Annotated in this window: 16 protein-coding genes and 1 riboswitch; of the genes, 2 read left to right on the top strand and 14 right to left on the bottom strand. The window is 35.1% G+C overall.

What is annotated here, in order from left to right; translation table 11 throughout:
• Positions 1–3 precede the first annotated feature (3 nt).
• From BUA89_RS13440 to BUA89_RS13490, 12 genes are all read right to left on the bottom strand, one after another.
• The gene (locus tag BUA89_RS13440) at positions 4–774 is read right to left on the bottom strand and encodes a hypothetical protein (protein WP_072958786.1); all 771 of its coding nucleotides are present in this window, start codon (positions 772–774) and stop codon (positions 4–6) included.
• Positions 775–776: 2 nt separating this feature from the next.
• Complete coding sequence (locus BUA89_RS13445; RefSeq protein ID WP_072958789.1) at positions 777–1,367, bottom strand: hypothetical protein; 591 nt, start codon at positions 1,365–1,367, stop codon at positions 777–779.
• Positions 1,368–1,376: 9 nt separating this feature from the next.
• A complete protein-coding gene (locus BUA89_RS13450) occupies positions 1,377–4,148 on the bottom strand; it encodes an OmpA family protein (protein WP_072958792.1) in 2,772 nt (923 codons plus the stop codon).
• 9 nt (positions 4,149–4,157) lie between these two features.
• Complete coding sequence (locus BUA89_RS13455; protein ID WP_072958794.1) at positions 4,158–4,643, bottom strand: DUF4280 domain-containing protein; 486 nt, start codon at positions 4,641–4,643, stop codon at positions 4,158–4,160.
• Positions 4,644–4,672: 29 nt separating this feature from the next.
• A complete protein-coding gene (locus BUA89_RS13460) occupies positions 4,673–5,710 on the bottom strand; it encodes a LysM peptidoglycan-binding domain-containing protein (protein WP_072958796.1) in 1,038 nt (345 codons plus the stop codon).
• A 349-nt stretch (positions 5,711–6,059) separates the two neighbouring features.
• Complete coding sequence (locus BUA89_RS13465; protein ID WP_072958799.1) at positions 6,060–7,430, bottom strand: T6SS phospholipase effector Tle1-like catalytic domain-containing protein; 1,371 nt, start codon at positions 7,428–7,430, stop codon at positions 6,060–6,062.
• A gap of 9 nt (positions 7,431–7,439) precedes the next feature.
• Complete coding sequence (locus BUA89_RS13470) at positions 7,440–8,441, bottom strand: DUF2931 family protein (protein WP_262487545.1); 1,002 nt, start codon at positions 8,439–8,441, stop codon at positions 7,440–7,442.
• 64 nt (positions 8,442–8,505) lie between these two features.
• A complete protein-coding gene (locus BUA89_RS23170; protein ID WP_178362460.1) occupies positions 8,506–8,676 on the bottom strand; it encodes a hypothetical protein in 171 nt (56 codons plus the stop codon).
• A gap of 2 nt (positions 8,677–8,678) precedes the next feature.
• Positions 8,679–10,610 carry a type VI secretion system Vgr family protein gene (locus tag BUA89_RS13475; RefSeq protein ID WP_083531680.1) on the bottom strand — a complete coding sequence of 644 codons (1,932 nt, stop codon included), beginning with the start codon at positions 10,608–10,610 and terminating at the stop codon, positions 8,679–8,681.
• A 126-nt stretch (positions 10,611–10,736) separates the two neighbouring features.
• The gene (gene tssD, locus BUA89_RS13480) at positions 10,737–11,141 is read right to left on the bottom strand and encodes a type VI secretion system tube protein TssD (protein ID WP_072958807.1); all 405 of its coding nucleotides are present in this window, start codon (positions 11,139–11,141) and stop codon (positions 10,737–10,739) included.
• A 362-nt stretch (positions 11,142–11,503) separates the two neighbouring features.
• Positions 11,504–11,794: a DUF2752 domain-containing protein gene (locus BUA89_RS13485; RefSeq protein ID WP_072958810.1), complete on the bottom strand. Its 291-nt coding sequence runs from the start codon at positions 11,792–11,794 to the stop codon at positions 11,504–11,506.
• 23 nt (positions 11,795–11,817) lie between these two features.
• The gene (locus BUA89_RS13490) at positions 11,818–12,864 is read right to left on the bottom strand and encodes an NADH:flavin oxidoreductase/NADH oxidase (protein ID WP_072958813.1); all 1,047 of its coding nucleotides are present in this window, start codon (positions 12,862–12,864) and stop codon (positions 11,818–11,820) included.
• Between the two features lie 100 nt (positions 12,865–12,964).
• Between BUA89_RS13490 and cdd the strand changes: the two genes are divergently transcribed.
• Positions 12,965–13,447, top strand: coding sequence for a cytidine deaminase (cdd, locus tag BUA89_RS13495; protein ID WP_072958817.1), 483 nt, complete (start codon positions 12,965–12,967; stop codon positions 13,445–13,447).
• 50 nt (positions 13,448–13,497) lie between these two features.
• Positions 13,498–13,645: riboswitch (cobalamin riboswitch) on the top strand.
• 138 nt (positions 13,646–13,783) lie between these two features.
• Positions 13,784–15,685: a TonB-dependent receptor plug domain-containing protein gene (locus BUA89_RS13500; protein ID WP_228420560.1), complete on the top strand. Its 1,902-nt coding sequence runs from the start codon at positions 13,784–13,786 to the stop codon at positions 15,683–15,685.
• A gap of 127 nt (positions 15,686–15,812) precedes the next feature.
• Here BUA89_RS13500 and BUA89_RS13505 read toward each other — a convergent pair whose 3' ends face one another.
• Both BUA89_RS13505 and BUA89_RS13510 read right to left on the bottom strand, forming a co-directional pair.
• Entirely contained in the window at positions 15,813–18,155 is a 2,343-nt protein-coding gene (locus BUA89_RS13505) for a hypothetical protein (protein ID WP_072958823.1), read from the bottom strand.
• Positions 18,115–19,161 (bottom strand): hypothetical protein, encoded by a 1,047-nt coding sequence (locus tag BUA89_RS13510; protein ID WP_143152339.1) that lies wholly within the window; start codon positions 19,159–19,161, stop codon positions 18,115–18,117. The genes BUA89_RS13505 and BUA89_RS13510 overlap by 41 nt, the downstream gene beginning before the upstream one ends.
• Positions 19,162–19,283 lie beyond the last annotated feature (122 nt).

Genomic DNA, 19,283 nt, shown 5'->3' on the forward strand with positions numbered 1-19,283 from the left:
AAATTAAATAATTTCAAATTCATCTTTGCCTTCCGGAAGATAAAATGTTATAGGTAAAACCAATTCTTCATCGGTTTCGGTATTTTCCAAACGCAATGCTGACATCAAATCCGAAGATCTTAAGCTCACCAGTTTTCCATACGCAGAATATTCCAAAAAGACATCAGCAGGAAGATCCTGAGCCTTAAAACCATTTTTCATATCAGAAACTACGCCCGCCATTCTAGCTTCTGCCTGAGCGTTACTGAGATACATTGCCGTTGCATTGTTATTTTCTCTTTTTTGATACTGTTTGATAAAAGTATCATAATTTCCTCTGTTAATAAGCTTTATCATTTGTTTGTATTTATTAATCAGCTTTTCTTTTACATCAAATTTAACATCTTTAAGGTCTTTTCCCTTTTGCCATGCCTCTAATTTATAAGGAACATCTGCTTCGAATGTACTTTTATGACCAACGAAGGGTATCTTTTTATCCGGTTTTAAAGTAAAATATTCGTCAAACTGTTTAATAAAAGTATAATCACCTGAGGAAACATCATAAACATTTACCCTGTATCTGATATAGGCTTCTTCATGCAACTGAGTCTGCCCGCTCATTGGAAATCCTTTTACCTCAATAGTCTGCTTTCCGCTTTCTAAAATTAAATGGTTTACAGGAAAATCAGATCTCGTCTGCCCGTCAATACTCATCGAAATAAGTTCTACATCATTAATTTTAATTTGAAAAGAGCACATTACTGCACTAAAATCTATTTCGTAATAAGGTTTCATTTTTATTTTTTAGGATAAGCAAGATTAAAACTGTCCAATATGGAAAATACACTGGTATCTGTGGAATTATCCACTCTGATTCCTTTTTTTAAGATGATTAGCTTGGTATTGCGATATTTATTATCATCCTGTGCAGATTCCTGAGTCTGAAGCAAAAAGATCCATTTATTTTTTGAGCTTACCTCCCAAAAATAAGCCAGATTTCCCTTATCTGTTTCTCTGCTTTCAGGCTTTCCGTAGGTTTTGGTAAGATAATCAATTATTTTTTTTCCTTCATCTTCTTTTACCACGTTTAAAATAAAACCTAAATAATTATTTGCCTGATAGTTATTTACAAATACCGCCAGATTATTATTAGAATAATCATAACCTTTCGGAACAGAATAATCGGAAAGCCCTACTGTTCCTACTTTAAAGTTTTGTACAGCTTCCTGTTTATATGATAATAATCCGTAGTTGGCTTCTGTTTCCTGTACTCCTTTTTTCACAATATTTTCCGGAACTTTTTCGTCGAACTTAAAAGTTTCCAGATCGGTCTGTCCATTGCAAGAAACAATAGCCAAGAAACTCAATAATAAAATAAGATTTCTCATTGTATAATATTAATCATTTTTAATTAAGGGGATGTTGGCGTCAATTCCCAAATAGTTTTCCAATTCTTTGATAACATCAAAAGGAGGAATTACATTTTTATATTCACCTTTCGCAATTTCATATTTCCCGTTTCTGCTTTCTTCCACTTTGTGTTTATTTTTTGCAATTTTTATTGCAAGCCCTACACTTATGGTAACAAGATATTGTGCATCAAGCCCATCAAATCCTAAAACAGGACGATAGTAAAGTCCTTTTTCATCATAATTAACTCCGTGTCCGAAAGTCACCGAAGCACTCCCGGAAGCCGAAGCTTCAAAATATGCTTCCGCTTTTACGATAGCTAAGGATACTTCACCCTGAATTTTAACTCCTACTTTTAATTCTACTTTCAGCTTACTTTGAGATGAAATTTTAAAATCAGAATCTTTCAGCTTTCCTGCGGTATTAAATGTAAAATTAGAATCTACTTCTATAATACTGGAAATAATAAGATCCATATAGATATCAACAGAAGCTTTAAAGCCTGCATTGTCGTCACCTACATCTATTCCGGATTTCAATTTACCCTGTATTTCCTGATACAATCTTGTAACGCCCGGAGCTGCAGTTCCACCACTTACTGCTCCTGAAACGGCGAAAACCAAGGCGCCAAGCAAATCTACGGTCATTTCCAAACCAATTAACGGAGTTGCCTTTAACCCTATAGCGACTTCCGTTCCAATGATGCGGTTATTATCTTTCGGGTTCTTCAGCAACCAGTTCCCTGAAAGTTCCAAATTCGGAGGCTTCACAGCAAAACTTACAGGAATACCTTTCGGAGATATAGAACGTACTTTCCCTTTCGCTTTATTAGTAATTCCATCAGAAAGTGCACCTATAGACGCAAAAGTGTCATATATTTTTTTAAATTTTGTTTCGTATTTATATTTTAATTCGTTTTCATGCTGATCGTTGTCCCACTTGGCTTTTAAACTAAAATCAATAGAGCCTTCTTTCTGTTTCCATCTTTTTTCTGCCCCGATTTTACCGGATCTTTTCTGCAATTCCTTGTGCTCATGCGGATCCATATTCATCCATTTCACACTAAGATCATTTGTAAGATTTAATGTAAAACTTAAAGTCCATTTGATATCAGGATACACCTTAATAAGTACCGTTGTACGCTTATTATTACTGTAATATCTACAACTGTGGACATGCATATGAAACTGATTCGGGTTATTAGCTGCCGGCCAGATATATTTTATCGGAAGAGCATTAAACTCAGACAAATTGGAATATAACTTATAGCCAAAAGATGGCGTTGAAAATACTTTTTTTGTATCTCCTGCATCAATTGCCTGGCCAACATCTACCATGCTGATCTCCTTCTTATGCAATGCTTTACTATGAAAACAAGCTTTGGTATCAAACTCTTCCACATTTATCGTGATATCCTTTTTGGTACTTACAGACGGAGCTATGGTTTGGTAAATAATCGTCTGGGCGTCGTGAGGAAAATAGTCAAAAGAAATATCTACCCTTCTGTTGGTTTGGTATTCATATCCATCTTTATATTTGGCGTTATCTCTGCCATTTTTATCGTCGGTAGGGTTTACTTCTCCGCGCCCTATGGATTTGATACGTTTAGGATCTAATCCACCGTCACTGAAAAATTTCTTGACAATATCTGATCTTTTTTGTGATAGAGACTGGTTATATTCCATTTTGCCGATAACGCATGCATGTCCCTCGATTGTTAAAGAAAAATGCTGATGTTCCAGTAAAAAACGAAGGATATTGTTAAGCTTTTTCTCTCCGTCACCTTCAATAATAGCAGAATCTATCTGATAGTAAATAGTAGCATGGACCGTTTCTTTACCGGCTATGTTTTTAACTCCTTTTCCATTATCAAAAACAATCACCGACTTAGCACCTTCAGAAATTTTAATGGTTTCAAATTTACACGGCTCATATCTGGACAGATTTTTATCCGGTTCGTAAATCTTGGTCGGTACAACATTCTGTGGTTTTTTAGGAGCTTCCGCCACCAACTGGTTTTTCATTCGTAAAAAACGCCCGTGAATATCGTCATTGTTATAATCGACAATATATTTTCCACTTTTAGGATCTTTCACCTTTACATAAAGTTCCTCCACGCTTTTTATATCTTTAATCGTTCCTTTCCATTGTGAAGTATTCTGAATTTTCACATTGATTTCTCCGTTGTTTACTTCTACATTCGTCCATCTTCTCATTAAAGGATCATCGCTGGTTCCGCCGAATGTTCTTATTCTTCGGTAAATTTCAACCGTAAGATCTTTTCTGCCGTTCAGCCCTTCCGTACCTAAATAAAGATAAATAATATGTCCGTAACTAAACTGAAATGTTTTTCTCACATCATCTCCTCCTTCTTTTACACTCCATTTGGAATCGACAATCTTTGGTGGACAGTGCCCGAAAATATATTTCCCAACTTTATTTTTAAGATCCGGCTTTCCTCCTAAGCTTGCTTCGATATAATAGGCAACAATTCCGCATTCCTTTTTGCTGAATTTATAACCGTATACCTGATTGGCGGGTCTTCTAAGCTGGTTGATAACCGTCTTTCTCTGGTTGTTCTGTCTGATCCAGACAATCTCTTTTTTCTTTTCCTGCTCAGTGGTTCCCGGCATCCATTCTGAAATCTTAAACCAAATATGCTTGTCGGGTTCTACACCAATATATTCACCATCATTGTAGAGAACTTTTGCATTTTTCTCTCCCGTGGCTATAGCTATTTTCTTTATTCCCTTTTCCATATTGATAATTTAGGCGTCACCTGATGTGTCATATTCCATTTCCTGTTTACCTACTTCACTGCTATCCACTAACGGATTGATCTGCTGCTGCACATCCTGATCCGCATTTTTAAAATTCTGCTGACTGGCTTCTGCACGCTGCCCATGATCTATAATTTCAATACACGGAGTTCCGTCAACAGCACAAACCGCTTTACTGTCTTCAAGAATGATATATCCACCGTTGGATAATTGTACTTTATCATAATATTCTTTCCATTCCGTTACCATAATTTTACATGGCGGAGGCGGACTTCCCATTTTGGTACAGTTTCCAAATGTATTTTTTTCAAAAGTGGCGCCTCCGATTTCTTTTGTAGTAACAATCAATTTTTTGGAAGCATCTTTATCATTGGCATATTCTTTTTCATGAGACAGCACTTTCAGCTTGTCCGGAGCCTGCCCAAACTGGCATTTGCATAGTGCGCCCTGTACTACAATGTGTTTTTCTGCCATAATTTTGTTTTTATCGAAATAATTTATTTTTAATCTAAAACAGAGATAGATACAGCAATCTTTTTTTTCTCCTGCAACAGAATATCACATTCTAAATACAGAGATTCCGGGAAATATGTTTTTCCGTTCAAATAAAACTTTATTCTGAAATCTCCTTTATCATTCATCACAGGATGATCTTCAATGATAAAAGAAAACGGAGTTCCGGAAATAAAATCGTAGACCGATCTTTCATCATGTAATTTGCCATTCCCCGTGATATTTACAAGATCATGTTCGTCTTTTATGGGATCTATTTCAAAGGTAATTTCGTAATTCGGTTCTTTTGGATTTTGTATGACCGGAAAACTTTCCTGATTAATTGTTTTAAAATCTTTTCCAAAACTTTTATAGATACCGAAAAATACGGTCCTCAGAAAATAATCATTTTTCATAAGCCCCGTCAGCAATTCCGGTTCGTCGAGTATTCGTTCTATTTTCAGGCAATATTCATCAACAATTTCGCCTTCATATTCTTTATAAACCTCATCTTTTACATTGTTCCATCTTTTAGCATATTCCGAAAGATTCTCAACGGCATTGAATTTTCCGTTTTCATCTGTACTAATCTGCAGTGGATATAATACTTTTGAGGTTTTATAAGCCAAAAGATCTGCCATTTCATTCACCTGCTCTTCATTAATAAAGAGATCCGAAATCCTGTCTATTTCAAAAAAATGTAATCTGTTTTCGGTTTTAAGCCATTTTACAGAGTTTTCATATTTAAGCTCATTTATATGATCACCTTTTTCCAGAGTAATGGTTACTCCGTATCTTAAAAATAGGTTCTGTGGTTTAAACGCAAGCCTGTTTCCGTGGCTGAATTCTACCCGTTTGGCTTTATCCGCAACTGCAGTTCTTGGAATGAATAATTCCTTCTGATCCGTGAGCCCAATCAGAATCATATCCTTAACATTGCAGTGGTTATTATGAAACAGTTTTAATTCTCCCACAGACAAATCATACCTGGAAGCAATGCTCTTCAGTGTTTCATTTTTGGCAACGGTATGTTTGTTGAATTTTTGCATAAATAACATCTTTGTTTTCAGGCTTTACATTATCGTTCTTCTTATTTTTAACTAAAATAATTCTACGTGGCAGTATAAAACAGACTAAATCATCAATATTAAAGGCATGAATTGATTAATAATTTCTTTTATCATTCCTATAAATCCAAAATAATGCTTCAAAAAAATTTAAACCAATACCGCAAAAAATAGGTATAATGGTATTTCATTCAGATCATAAGTATGTCCTCTGAAACTGCTTTCTGCATACATACAGTAGAGGGTATAGGCAGAATAATAAGACTTAAAACGATATGTTTAATAAGTTTCTGCACGTTATTTTCTCTGCATTAAATTTTCATAAAAATAATTAATGAACAACCCTTTTTCCGTCTTTCCGTGGATCCATTCCTACCCAATCGTAATCGGCAGACCAGTGCAGATACTCATTTCTGAGCTTTCTTAAATCTTCCTGCTCTTTAAGTTCTTTCTGATAATCGGCATATTTCTGTTCCGGAATTTTGGCATCTTTATATTGATTATGGATTTCGTGATACCATCTGAAAGCATAAGGTTTTCCATTTCCTGTAACGTAGGGTGCAAGCCTTGCTTTTACTCTCACCAACAACGGATCGTTGGAGATTTTATATTTATTACTTATTTGCTGGGTATCGATGCGTAAACCGTCTTTTTTACCATACTCCCCCATAAACTGCAGCGGAATATAGCTGTACGTTTTCTTCACATACCGGTCGCTGGAAAGCTTACGCAAGTATTCATGAATAATTAGCTGTTTATCTGTAAACCAGCCTTCTGCCACCAACTGTTCTTTACGCTTCTTCTGAACACTTTCGCTTCCGTTGATAATTTCATCTTTCTTTTCCGAACCATTTTCGTACCCACCGCCAATGTCGCTGTGAACCCCGGGAAATGTCTTTTCAATTCCGAGATAGACATTTCTTCTTTTTACTTTATCATACACAACAATATCGGTAAGATCAAAATTGATCCTGTGTTCGTTTTCTGCGATAAAATGTACAATTTTTTTAGCTTTGGCGATATCATCCAGCTGAAGTTCTTCTATATCATTATTAAAATTGGGCGACGTTGTCCATGTATTTTCAGAATAAGAAGACACAGTATCAAAAATACCGAGAAAACGTACTGTAACCGTTATTTCATCCAGATTAACACCTACTTTTTCGATTTCCACTCCCAGGCTTCCAAATTTCCGGCTTTTGGGATCTTTCTTATCCTTATTTTTAGAAACAATGTGTACAAAATGTCTCGCTGCGGCGGCTCCCCTACTGAATCCAAACACATCTAAAATAACCGTTCCGATTTTTGCAGATGGATTGGCTTTTTTAAGCAGACTTACTTTTTCAGCAATTTTTTCGCAACCTATCTGTACTTTAGCTTTAATTCCTGTTTCTTCAGAACCGTATGCATATCCATCCATTTCATCTTCTTCATTATCACTCGTACCTATTCCTTCTACATAGATAGCATTTCTTTTATCGTAATTGTCCCAAAGGCGCGCCACATTACTCCAGTCGTTATTATAGCTGTTATTGTCCGACGGATCTCCACCATGATCCTGATAGGCCTCGGTATTATTTTTCCTGGCATCAGAGTTTGTTTTACTGTTTAAAGTTCCATCGAAAAAAATTCCCAGTGCAAAATTAATTACATTTTCTGGCGGCGGCGGTGGCGAATAATCACTAAAAACTACATTAGCCATAACTTCACTTTAATAAATTTTGCTGATAAAATCTTTTAATGCAACTGTTTTATTATCCTGTTTAAGATCGATTTTGGTGCTTTTTTTCTCAGGATCGATTGTCATGATAAAATCTGCCTCCTGTTTAGGATCAATAGTGTTGAAAACGGTATTAATATCCATTAAATCGAAATCAGCGGGAAGAACATTATTGCCTTTCAGAATATTATTACTGTAATATTCCTGATCTTTCGTAAAAAAGATATTGGTTCCCATCTGTTTTCCCTGAGGATTGACAATTACCAACGATAAATAATAAGGAATAGCTAGCTCTTTCGCCGAAACTTTATACGTATCGGCTTCTCCGTTACAGGCCATATAGAATATTTTCTTCACCTGATACCCTTCCGGAAGCTCTACTATGGGTTTCCAGAAATATTTTTTCCTGTATTTTTCATACACAGAAGGGTCGGGATAACCGGATGTGCTGATGCGGTTTTTAACATCCGAAGACCACAAGAAATCACTTTTCAGCCTTTCGTCTGCATAGTCTTTTTCCAGCATATACTGTGCATTTTCGTAAGCTTTATCTTTTGTAATTATTGTATCGTGTGCCTGAAAAAAAGCAATTTCTTTCTGAACTCCCGGAGCATTTATCCATAATGAAAGTTTACCTTTAGGAGCGAGCCCAATTTTAAACGATCTATAAGTTTCTTTTTTGCCCGTATCACTATCTAAAAAACCATCTTTAAATAATTTTTCTATTTTTTCCTGATCTAATTTCCATTTTCCCGTGTAGAATTTTTTTTCTATCAAAGAATACCATGTAAATTCTAACGCATGAGGAATCTGCATTTTTTTAGACTGCACATTCATCGTACCTCCTTCATTCCCCCAGCCTGTGTTCTGGGTTCCCCAAATGGCATCAAAACCATAGGTGAAATCATCTGCGATAATCGCCCCGCTGTAGACTTCCATTGGATATTCCTGCGGAGCTGAAACGGTACCCAGCCAACTGTATTTTTCTTCCATTTTTTTATTTTGACAACTTATTAATGAGAAACTGCATAGTACAGAAAGAACTAAAAGCTTGAGATTACTTATTCCCATGAGACATTATTTTTTTATTACTTGCCAGCACAAGATTTCCTTTTGTTGCCTCGGCATTGATCTTTTGGGCGATCTTTTCAGCTTTCTTTCCTACGGTAAGCTGGTAAGAATCGTGAACTTTAATCGTAATATTTTTTGCGGTTTTTCTGATCGCCATGATTAAAATAGTTTTGATTTTTCAGCGCTGTTGAATTCCACAATTTTACCACTCTGCATGGTCATGTTTTCCACCTCGCTGAACATGGAAATTTCTCCTGCAATTTCATTGGAAGTTTCAGACTGTCTTCTGAACTCTTTTTCTACCATTTCAGTTCTGGTATCCGAGGTTTCTCTGATATCTCCCGTTGCTGTCATAATCATATCCTGCCCTGCGATTGAAGTGATATTGTCATTTGCTGTATTGGTCATGTTCTCACCCGCCGAAACAGAGATATCTTTTCCTGCTGTAATATTGATATTTTCACCCGCATTTAATGTAAAGTTTTTCGGGGCATTCATAAAGATATTACCTTTTCCGTCCATGAAATAAGAGTTTCCACTGGGATCAAGGATTTTCACGCTTCCCTCTTCATCATTCATCAGAATTCTTATTCCGCTTCTGGTCTGAATTGATTTTAAATGATTGTTGATTCCTCCACCTAAGCCAATTCCTCCATGAAACATTCCTCCCATTACAAAGGGTCTGTCGGGATGATTGTGAACGAAATTCACCATTACCTGATCTCCGACTTCCGGAATTGCTACATAACCACGATTTTGGGTAATCTGATCTGTACCTCCCGCATCAGGACTCATCATTCTGATAAAATGGGTGGTGTCATTTGTCTGCCAGTCGAATCTTACTTGTACCCTTCCCTGTCCTTCAGGATCTGCATTGGAAATAACAATGGCCGTCTGCGGTTCAGCTTTAGGTAATGTAAAATCCGGTTTTGGTAAAAATCCGGTATCTGCGGCTATTCCTTCGAAGGTTCCTTTGTAGTGACCAATCGTATCGATTTCATGAGTAACTTCCGTGGTCATTATTTTGGTGAAATAAGACGTTTCATTAGAATCTGTTTTTCGCATCTGGACATCAACCATACATCCTGGATGCAAAAACGGAACTGAAGTATTCCCTGAGATGGAAAATACATTTACCGAAGCACTTCCCGACGCACTTTTCTGTGAATATTCCACATCCAAATGCGTTGTCGCTTTAATTGGAGCAATTTGTAATGCTGGAGTTTTGTAAATTTTATCATTGTGAGCATAAGCAGTTTTCGCCAAATCTCCTACATGCTGAACTGGCGTTTCTCCTGAAACCAGTTTTTCATTTTTATTGCTGTTGTAACCGTAGAATTGTGGTTTTGTATGGACTGCTTTTAATTCAACCTTAATATCACTGGCACTACTTCCGTAAGTTAACTGAATCGCTTTATTCTGTGGCGGAAGTTTTCCGAAATGCAGAACTTCCCCGTCGTAATAAAACTGCTCACCATACGCTTCTGCCATTCTTGCCAGATAATTGTAATGTGTTTCGTTGTATTGGCTGCTATAGATAATCTGTGAATAATCGTTGGTATCAATTCTTACATCAAACCTGCTTTTATCGATCCCCTGCTTAATAACCTCATCTGCAATCATTCCCATATTAACAGATTGATTTCCTCCGAAACTCTGAATATGCGGAGCTCCGTCTAATAGAATTGTTGGGCTGTACCCTGAAAGGACAATATTGCCCAGACTCATTTTTTCCTGACTGAAACCTACGCCTGTAATTACTCCGACAAAAGTTCTTTCCGGACTGTTTTCAATATCCTTATAAGAAATGATCACAGTAAGACGCTTTCCGAGAAACTTATTGGCTTCCTCCAAGGTATGATTCTGAAGATCACCCAATGCATCATGTGCCAAAGTAAGGGTAAACTCATGATGGCTCTGTGTACTCTGCTTCAGTGAAAAATGTTTGTAATGCTTGATGACCTTTCCTTCGACAACGATTGAAAGCTTCACGAGACGGTTTATTCCAATATGATGATGGGCAGATATTCCGTCTGCGTTTTGTGTAGGACGGAAAGGTGCACTCCCCTTTGGTTCAGGTGTGGATGACATATTTTGTGGTTGATGTGTTTTTTTAATTATTTAGAATTCTTCAAACAGAGGGAATCGAAAATAGATAAGGATTCCCTCCTGAAAATTTTAAACAGAGAATGCTGCTCTTCTTTATTCTCTCAAAAATTAGCTTGATGGCCAAAGCCCCTGATAAAGGGAATTTCCATAGGTTATTTCTTCAGCACTGATCACAAAGCTGATCAGCATACTGTTGGTATCAACAGCATCAAAATCTACTTCATGCTGGATAACATAGCCGTTTTCCCAGCTCAGTGTAATTAAAGTGCCTTCTTCGTGAGATTTATTAAAAGTAATTTCTCCTTTTGTCGGTTTATATTTACCGTTCAGTAAACTTTCTAAAATATCCGATTTATCTGTAGCTTCTACAGTTACTCTGATCAATGCGTTGGAAGGATCTGAAGCCACTCTCCCGGAAACATCTGTAGACCTGGATACGCTGTAATGCAGTTTTAACAGTTTCTGTCCTTCTCCTCCATTGAATTTTAAGATTCCTCTTGAATTTGCCGCCATACTTTATAAATTTTATTCATTAATATTCTACTCTCATTATGATGGGAAGGCAAATATAGGTTTACGAAACTACATCTGAAAATTTTTAACATAGAGTTTTAAAATCTGTAGTAGTTCTACGACTTTTTGATGCATCCGATTAAATTTTTACACTGGAATATTGGAATCAGAAAATATCAGGACGCTTGGAGGCTGTTTAAATTAATCTAAGTTTTCTTAAAAGGAATAAATACAGTTTATTCTTTAACCATTAAGGCCTTAAGAAATTATTTCATTGTTAAAATTATTTTTATTAAGTTTTTTAAGCTTGAACTCTTAAATTCTTACTGTTTAAAAAACTTAAACAGGCTTTTAGAAATCTTTTAACTATTTAAAATCTGATGTTTATAGCAATAAGAAATCACCATGATCATGAGATTAATTCCTGCTAATGCCAGTAATACATTTCCGTAGCTTCTTTTTTTATCTACCATATTTAAAATAAGAATACCGAAAAAAAGCAATATAGTATAAACCGCCGGAAACAGATGGAAAGCCTCCAAGAACTGTCCTTTGAAAACCATAACAGCAGCTCTCTGCCCGCCACAGCCAAGACATTCTACTCCGAAAGCCTTTTTAATCGGACAGGGAAGCATGAAATCTTCAATACTCATATCATTTCCGGCGTTTTATTATTTCAAATCTTTGCTCTTAAATATTGATGAGGAAAAAAGCAGTCTTCTTTCATTTCAAATGATCCTTGAACCGCAATATATGGGTTTCTTAAAATCTCTCTTGCAATAAAAATCAAATCTGCATCACCTTTCTGCAGAATATCTTCAGCGTGGGAGACCTTTTTAATTAATCCCACTGCTCCTGTTTTTATTTCCGCTTCGTTTCTTACCTGTGAAGCAAGAGGAACCTGATAGCCATCGAAAAGAGGAATTTTCATTCCGTGAATATTTCCGCCGCTTGACATATCAATCAAATCTACAGCATGCTGTTTTAAGATTTTTGCTAACTCTACACTCTCATCGATTTCCCAACCGTTTTCCGCATATTCCGTTCCGGAAATTCTTACAAATAAGGCTATATTTTCGTTTAGTTCTTCATTCACAGCATCCACAATTTCAATTAAAAAACGAATTCTGTTTTCAAAGCTTCCGCCATAATCATCGGTTCTGATATTGGAAAGCGGTGATAAAAACTGATGAACAAGATATCCGTGTGCCGCGTGGATTTCAATCACATCAAAGCCTGCTTTTACGGCTTTTTTTGCTGCTTCTTTAAAATTCCGGACCTGTTCTTTAACTTCTTCAACGGTTAATACATGAGGAATTCTTTCTGTGGGGTGATAAGGAATCGGGCTTGGAGCAACGGTTTCCCAGCCTTCTTCCACCGGAATCTGAATATTATTCCATGTAGAACCTTTTCGTCCGGCGTGAGCCAATTGAATTCCTATTTTACTTTCAGAATTCTGATGTACAAATTCTACGATCTTCTGAAGTTTTCCGGCCTGTTCTTCGTTCCAGATCCCCATACAGTGATTGGTAATTCTTCCGCGGGGCTCCACGCCTGTTGCTTCAACTATGATTAAACCCGTTCCGCCCTGAGATCTGCTTCCGTAATGAACAAAATGAAAATCATTGGCCAGGCCGTTTTCTGCAGAATACATACACATGGGAGACATTACCCAACGGTTTTTCAACTCAACATTTCTGAATCTGATTGGAGTGTATAACATTTTAATCTGAATATTTTTGTTAAAATTTAGAAGAGGGGATGATATTGCCCACCTCATGAAAAAGAAGTAAATTTACTCCCCTTTTTTTAATCCACAATATATGAAAAAAGAAACTCAGATCAGTTACGAATATTTCAAGAATAGCAGTGAGCTGAACGATATAGAAAAAGAATTATTCGAAAGAGCAAAACAGGCTCGTGAGAATGCTTACGCTCCTTATTCCAACTTTTGGGTGGGATGTTCTGTCTTGTTAGAAAATGGTGAAATCTACTCCGGAAATAACCAGGAAAATGCGGCGTATCCTTCAGGATTATGTGCAGAGAGGACAGCTCTTTTCTGGATTGCGGCCAATTTTCCGAATGTGAAAATCAAAAAGATTTTTGTAGTCGGCGGACCGAAAGAATTTCATGAAAAACATCCGCCAATTCCCCCATGTGGAGCTTGCAGACAGAGTTTAATGGAATATGAAACCAAGCAGAATGAGAATATCGACCTTTATTTTTCGAGCATGGATGAAGAGGTGATAAAAGTTCATGCAATAAAAGACCTTCTTCCGTTTTATTTTGATGCTACTTTTTTATAGATTTTCAAATAGTTAAAATATTTCATTAGTTTTGCAAAAATTTTCAGAAAAGGGAATTGTGTGAAAATCACAAACTGTCCCCGCAACTGTAAATCACGAGTTTATAGAAGTACAGAAAGTATTTCATAAAAAAGTTTTCTACAAAAAAACCATTGCCTAAAGCGAGAAGGTGTAGAAAATGTGAAAGTCAGGAGACCTTACTGAAATATTAAATTAAAAAATGCTTTCGGAGGAAAAGCCTGATTTCATCGGATCTTTTAAGAATTCGTTACAATTAGCCTTTTATTTTTTCCGGTAAGCAAACTTTAACTTTAGCTATTTTTTATGAATAAAAAAATGATTTTAGTTGGAGCGATGCTTGTTACTGGTACAACCATTTTCGCACAACAACAGGAGACTCAGATTGAAGAAGTGACTGTAGCTTCCAAAATTCCTCAACAGCTTTATAAAACCGGAAAAAACGTAAAACTTTTTACTCAAGAAGATCTTCAAAACTTCAAAGGGCAGACTCTTAATGATGTTCTGGATCAGGTGGCAGGTTTTCAGATTACCGGAAACTTCAATAATCAAAGTGAGCCTAAATCTATGAAAATCCGTGGAGGAAAAAGCGCTAATGTTTTGGTTCTTATAGACGGAATTCCCTTGAAAGATGTTACAGGAAACGATTACACCGTAACAGATCTACGTTTGATTGCTCTGGAAAATATAGAAAGTATTGAAGTACTGAACGGTGCCTCTTCTGTACTTTACGGTTCTAATGCCACCGTTTCTGTGATCAATATCAAAACCAAACAGTCTGCACAAAAAGAAGTGGAAGGTATTCTTTCCGCAAGAGGAGGATCTTTCAGTACTTTTGCTCAAAACGCGACTGTAAAAGGGAAAATCAATAAATTCAACTATCAGGTTAACGGATTTAATGAAAAGTCTCAGGGAATTTCTTCCGCAGAGGGAGATGATTCTTTTGATAAAGATGGTTGGGAAAAGCAGAATATTTCTGCTAACGCGGGTTATACGGATGAGAAATTCAATGTAAATATTTCCGGAGGCTGGAATCACCACCTCTACCAATATGATGAAGGTGCCTTTGCAGACGGACAGTACAGAGGAAATGACAAACAATTCTTCACTGGATTAAATGCAGGATTTAAGTATAACAAAGGGCAAGTTGTTTTCAATTCCAGATATTCGGGAAATGAGAGAATCGGACAAAGCTTTTATACAGATCAGTACAATGATCAGTTTTCATATAAAGGAAAAAACCTTTTCACAGAATTGTACAACTTCTATAAAGTAAATGATTTCTTTAATTTTACGGTAGGAGTTCAGTATGAAAATCAAAAAATGGGTTATTCTTCTCTTCCATGGGGGGGAACTTCGCTGGAAGAAGTTATGAAAGAAGATGACACGAAGCTGTCTAACTTTGATGCATTTGCTAAAGTTAATTTTAGCTATAAAGGCTTAAATCTTGATGCAGGAACGAGAATGACAGATAATTCCAAATTTGGAAACCATTGGGTATATTCGGTAAATCCTTACTACCTGGGAGAAAGCGGAAATATTTTCTATAAAATAGGATACTCTTTCTCAACAGCTTTTATTGCACCTACTTTATACCAAAACTATGGTTCTCTTCCCTACATTCTTCCCAATCCTGATTTGAAACCGGAAACCAATCAATCTCATGAAATTGATCTGACTATTGGAAACAAAAGCAGAACTTTAGTTTTCAACGCAAGTGTTTTCCAAAGGGAAGAAAAAGATGTTTTCGCTTATCAGACCGTTGATTTTGTAACTTTTGCAGGACAATATTTAAATGTAGACAGAAACAAGGTAAAAGGATTTGAAATCGGTTTCGATTATGATGTGAATAAATACGTCGGATTTGGAGGGAATTTCAGTTTTGTAGAAAAAGATGAGGAAGCTACCATGTTGAGACAGCCTAAGCAAAGAGTGAATTCTTATCTTAAAATCAATCCTTTCAAAAGTACCCGCATTTACCTGACGCACCAGTTTGTAGGAAAAAGAAATGACGCCTACTACGACTCTATGACATTTTCAACTGTCAATGTTGTGAACAAAGACTTCAATCTTTTCAATCTGAATGTCAATCAGAACATCAATAAGAATATCAACATTTCCGCAAATATCGGAAACCTATTCAACACATCATATATTGATGTAATCGGGTATAGAACAAAACCGAGAAATTATACTTTAGGAGTTAGCTATCAATTCTAATTTTTTGATTTAAATTGAAAGTTAACTTTGACAAAATTTTTAAATATAGAATAAAAAAATATTTTTCATCATTTGTGTTTTTTTTCCGGGCGGTTTCTTCGAAACCGCCCGGATTTTATTATAACACTTATCTTCTGGCTTTAAAATATGAAGTAAAAAAATCGCAACCGCTGATCATATCTTCATACTGGTCCGGATAATTATTTCTAAGATCTTGATAATATTTATTTTGTTCCAATCTTCTGTCTTCGTAATTACCGGCTTGGGAAGAAGAATTCGTAGTATTCTCACCCATAAAATCGTAATTATAATTCTCACATCTCCCCTGCATTCTCAGGCATAAAGCTTTAAATTTATAGGTTTGAGCATTTTCAAAAGCTTTTCCGTAATAATATTTTGCAAGACCTGCTGTATTGAATTCCTGATTATCTTCCCGAATAGAATAATTTCCTGCCGAGCTTACAGAATACCTTCTCATCATCCATGCATTGCCGTATTGCGACATATTGTAATAACAATTGGCCACCAAAAAATAATAGTAATCTCTGTCTTTTTCTTTCGGATTATTGGCTTTATTCAGATATTCGATAAGCTTTCTGGTCACCGAAATTTTATTCACTCTGAAATGTTCTTTTTCAGGAATAAAATCAGGCGTATATTTTAAATGATAAAACGGATTCTGATCAAAAACCTTGCTGGATGAATAGTAATTGTCTTTACCATCTCTTTCCCAAAGTGAATATTGCGCATCAAAATAATTTTCACCAAGTTTATTGAAAGTATTTAAAGCTAAGTTGAGTTTGTTTTGTCTGATGTATTTTGTACCTAACAAATCATATAAAGAATTGATTTCGGACTGATTAATCGAATAAAAATTTCTATAAAACGGATCTGGATTTTTACTTAAACCATTAATTTCATTGATAAAACTCTGCAATTGTTCGGGTGAATAAACAGCATCCAGATAATCAAAATAATCATAGTAATACGTATCATAAGTATGATTAGAATTTTTCAAAGATTTATAGTAAACATTATTGTAATATTCATTTCCAATAGAAGGATGATTTAACGAAGCGTATAAAAGTGCGGCATCATCAGTATTTCCCAAATATTCCAATTCTCTGCCTAAAGCAAAAATAAAATGTTTATTGTCTTTATTTTTAATGATAATTTCTTTCGCTGCATCCGGAATTTTAGCATTTCCATAGTTTTGATTCGCAAAAAGATTCAAAGCTTTTATGATTTCCACATTGTTTCGAAGAAGATTTTCAGACGGTAAAACTTTTTCCAGCTCAGCAATTTGGTTTAAGCTTTCAGAATAATTTTTGGTCATTAATAAAAGCTCTGCTCTCCCATATTTCCAGAAATTCGGATTTTCAACTTTGGATAAATCAACTGAATCAATAAATTCCAAAACCTCTTTTGCATATTGTCTGTCGATGTCTGAACGTTCTAAAATTTTAAGAACATTTTCGTTTTCAGGATCACTACCCCAATAATCATCATTCGTATAAAAAAGAGAATAATAAGGTGTGAAAACCCAATCTTCAAGCTTTCCCAATTCACGATATAGCAAAAAACTCAATCCGTCATAATTCGGATTTTCAGCATAAATTTGTTTAATGTTTTCTAAATTTTTATCCGGATTATAAAGTCCGTAAAGCAGTAAAACATTTGCTTTTTCTTTTTTATTTTTAGCTAAATTTAAAACATCAGCTACAGGAACTTGTGATTCAAAATATTGCCACGAAACAAATCTTTTTTCAGGACTGGCTGCAAAAACTTTCGCAAAATATAGATTTTTCAACGCCGGATTTGTCTCTGAAATCGCCTTAAAATACAACGCCCAAACATCAATCACGTCATTGGATTGATTTGCCGAAAAGTATCGACTGTAAATTTTCTCAATGCTTTTCATCTCCTTATTATAAAAAGCCAAACGAAGTCCTAAAAAAGCATATCTTTTTTTGAATTCTACTTTTTTGCTTTTTGAAGCCAAAATAGTTGCTTTATTTAATAAATCCTTTCTTTTTGCAATCGCCGTATTTTCATTTCTTTCCCAGGGATCATCCTGCCAGGTATTGAAATACTCACAATTTTTGGCAAATTTCAAATAATTAATAGCCTCAATATCTTTTTGGGAATACAAATAATGAAGAAACGGATTTGGAGAATTTCCCTGAATATCAGAAAAACTATAATTTTCTAAAACAGAAGAAATATCTGTAATAAGAACTTTATTATCACAATATTTCCTCCACAATTTTTCATTATCCTGAGTAGAAATTAACGCTTCAGAATTTTGTTCAAAACTTAAAACCGAATAATAAAATGAAGAATATGACTGATAAGAAAAGTTCTTAGGATTCAGAAAATAGAACCTAACGTCTTCTCCGTAAGGATAAAAACCACACGCAGAAAAAGCGCTACTTAGTAAAATCGCTGTAAAAATGACTAATTTCTTCATCGGTGTAATTATTAAGTTGTTTTTCGTCTAAGTGAAAAAGCGTTACGGTAATTTCTTTATCAAACTTGATATTTTTCCTGATAATCGCAATAGCTTTATTGATTTTATCTGCCGTTATTTCTTCATATTTTATCTTATCTCCGGTTCTCAAATACGTTTCGTAATTAATAACTGTATCTTTCTGCACTTCATACCAAAGCGGTTTTATTTCTTTTAAATGAGGCTTAATATCTTTCACATCATACAAAACATTCGTAAACTGATTGTTTTGGTAAACCTGCATCCAGGAATATACCGGAAGTGCAACATCCAAATGCAACGGATATTTTTTTGCTGTATTGAGATAGCTTTCCAATTCTTTTAAATCAAGAATCGAATTTTTCGATTGATCTGCCAATGGATTAATCAGATTATAACACATCAAAGTCACTTTATCAACTGGCGGAACTCCCATTTTATCTGGATATTTGTATGGATACAATCTTAGTGTAGCTGAAATTTCTTTTTGTGAAATCGGTTTTAATTTCTTTAAAAAATAAAAATACTTATCCTTTGTAGAAGCCGTCCAATCGCAGTCAATCTGTATTTCTGAAACCTTTAAAGAGTCTAATCTTTCATTTGTATATTTGTTAATTAAAAAGTTTACATTATCTGCTAATTGATCTAAATCTTTCTCTGCACTTTTCTGAAAAACAATATTTTTAATATAAACCGTTGGAATGACTTCATAAGAATTCGTTGATTTTTCATCGCAATAAGAATTCAGTGAAAAACTGGTTTTAGAGATAGGAAAATTTCCCATTGCATCGGTATAATCGACCTCAAAAAATTTCACATACAGTTTCTTAATATTCTGATCAATTAAAATATCTTTTTCTTTGTTTGAACTGGAAGGATAATCGTTGGATTTCCAGTAATAGAAAGCATTTTCCACTTTTTCTACTTTAGTATTTTCGCAGGAGAAAATCAGAAAAAGTAAGGGCAGAAATAAGAAGATTTTTTTCACCGATAGTTTTTTAAAATTAAACAAATTTGTTTTCAATGTTTTCACAAATGTAATAACAAAAACTGTTCAATTTCAGTATTTTATTAACAAATTTTTAAGAATTTATTATGATTTAGTTTTAT

It is taken from the genome of Chryseobacterium arachidis (genome assembly GCF_900129245.1).
Lineage (GTDB): Bacteria > Bacteroidota > Bacteroidia > Flavobacteriales > Weeksellaceae > Chryseobacterium > Chryseobacterium arachidis.